Source organism: Actinophytocola sp., assembly GCF_036555685.1.
GTDB lineage: Bacteria > Actinomycetota > Actinomycetes > Mycobacteriales > Pseudonocardiaceae > Actinophytocola.
In genome coordinates this window covers 1-2075 of sequence record NZ_DATBKY010000195.1, presented here as the reverse complement: position 1 = coordinate 2075, position 2075 = coordinate 1, and the positions used below count along the sequence as shown (strand labels likewise).

Below are 2075 nucleotides of genomic sequence, written 5' to 3'. Positions count from 1 at the left end.
GTAGATCTCCTGCGGCGTCCCCAGCTGAAGCAGCTTCCCGCCGGACATCACGCCGATGCGCTCGCCGAGCGTCATGGCCTCGACCTGATCGTGCGTGACGTACACGGTGGTGGTGGAGAAACGCTGATGCAGCTGCTTGAGGTCGGCGCGGAGCTGGGTCCGCAGCTGTGCGTCCAGGTTCGAGAGCGGCTCGTCGAGGAGGTAGACGCGCGGCCTGCGGGCCAGCGCGCGCCCCATCGCCACGCGCTGCCGCTGGCCGCCCGAGAGCTGGGCGGGCTTGCGGTCCAGCAGTTCATCAAGGGTCAGGAGCGAGCTCACCTCCCTGACCCGTTCCGCGATCTCGGCGGCCGGCATCTTGTGCTGCCGGAGACCGAAGGCCAGGTTCTCCAGGACGGTCTTGTGCGGGTACAGCGCGTAGCTCTGGAACACCATCGCGATGTCGCGGTCGCGGGGGGAGACGCCGTTCACGACCTCCCCGCCGATGGCGACCGCTCCCGAGGTCGGCTCCTCCAGCCCGGCGATCATCCGGAGGGCGGTCGTCTTCCCGCAGCCGGACGGCCCGACCAGCACCATGAACTCGCCGTCGCCGATCGTGCAGGTGAGCGCGTCAACCGCCGTCGCCCCGTTCGGGAAGACTTTCGTGACCTCGTGGAACGAGACCTCGGCCACGATCAGGACCTCCCGCGTGAGCGGCTGCGACTCACGGCAGCACCACCGAGCGAGTCAGGTGCTTCGGATGGTCGGGATCGAGCCCGCGGGCCTCGGCGAGCTCGACGGCCATCCGCTGGATGAGGACGAGCTCGGCCATCGGATCCGACCCTACGTCGACGACGGTGGCCCCGGTGCCCGCCGCGTCGGCGAGCACACCCGGATCGACGGGGCCGATGGCCCACACGAGGGTTCCGGGGCCGGCCACGCTGATCGGGCCGTGACGGTATTCCATCGCCGGGTACGCCTCGGTCCACGCCGAGGCCGCCTCGCGCAGCTTGAGCGCCGCCTCGTTCGCGAGGCCCACGGTCCAGCCCTGCCCCAGGAACACGAACTGCGTGAACCGTGCGGGCTCGACCGGCAGCGCCCCGGCCAGCGCCGCCTCCCCGCCGGCGATCGCGGCTTCGAGCCGCTCGCCGGTGTGCGCGCGCAGCAAGGCGAGCGCCGTGGTGGCAAAGCGCGTCTGGACGACCGACTGCTCGTTCGCGAAGTCCAGCACGATCGTGTCGTCGGCGGCCGACGCGACCGGCGAGTCGGGCGCCGCGGTGACCGCGACCGTGGCGGTGCTTCCCCTGAGCCCTTCGAGCGTGCGCAGGACCTCCGTGGTGGTGCCCGAGCGCGAGATGGCCACCACGCGACCGTAACTCCGGTGCGGCGACAGCTCGGAGGCGATCGAGGCGTCCGTCGTGCCCAGGTTCCTGCCCTCGCGGAGCGCCGCGTAGGCCAGCGCGATGTGGTGGGAGGTCCCGCAGCCGATCACGGCGGCCGGCTCGCCGGCGGCCGGGAGCACGCCCGCGGCGGCCTGAGCCACGCCCGCCGCCTTCCGCCACAGGGCAGGCTGGCTGGCGATCTCGCTCGTGATGGCACGCATCCAGGTGAATCTACCGTCCCGGCCGCGCGGTCAGCAAGATTAACGACCAGAAGCAGCCTTGCTGAACGCACGAGTGTGATCTAATATCCGCTCATCCGAGCGAGAACGAAAGCGGCCAGGCCCGGCCCACGGACGGCGGAAGGGGCTCACCGCGATGACTCGCACGACGGCGCCATGGCGGGTTCCCGCTTGCCTGGTCGCGGCGGCCGCGCTGGCTGTCCCGCTGATGGCGGCGGCCCCCGCCGCCCCCGCCCACGCATCCCCGGCGATGCGGCCCGCCCGGGCCACCGCGATCAGCCCGCCGGTTCCCCACGGCACGCTGCAGATAGCCGGCCGGCCGCGGGACGGCTCGGTTGTCCGGGCGGCCGGGCTGTCCTGGCGGCCGTCACGGCTGCCGCCCGGCGACACGCTGCTGAGCTTCGAGGTCGGTTACACGTGGCAGGCGTGCGCGGCCCGGTCCGGCGGGCAGGGCAGGCAATGCGCCCCGGGGGCGGAC

The 2075-nt window shown here is 72.5% G+C and carries 3 protein-coding genes; 1 reads left to right on the top strand and 2 read right to left on the bottom strand.

The genetic code is table 11. The features are described from left to right. Both VH969_RS18290 and VH969_RS18285 read right to left on the bottom strand, forming a co-directional pair. On the bottom strand, window positions 1-669 hold a 669-nt coding region (locus VH969_RS18290; RefSeq protein ID WP_331975732.1), incomplete at its 3' end, for a tyrosine ABC transporter ATP-binding protein. Between the two features lie 31 nt (window positions 670-700). Beyond that, window positions 701-1579 (bottom strand): SIS domain-containing protein, encoded by an 879-nt coding sequence (locus VH969_RS18285; RefSeq protein ID WP_331975730.1) that lies wholly within the window; start codon window positions 1577-1579, stop codon window positions 701-703. 154 nt (window positions 1580-1733) lie between these two features. Between VH969_RS18285 and VH969_RS18280 the strand changes: the two genes are divergently transcribed. Further along, the coding region (locus VH969_RS18280; protein ID WP_414638555.1) for a hypothetical protein at window positions 1734-2075 on the top strand (342 nt) is incomplete at its 3' end.

Excerpts from the sequence above, each read along its gene's own strand:
- VH969_RS18285 (WP_331975730.1), bottom strand. The coding sequence starts at position 1,579 with ATGCGTGCCATCACGAGCGAGATCGCCAGCCAGCCTGCCCTGTGGCGG.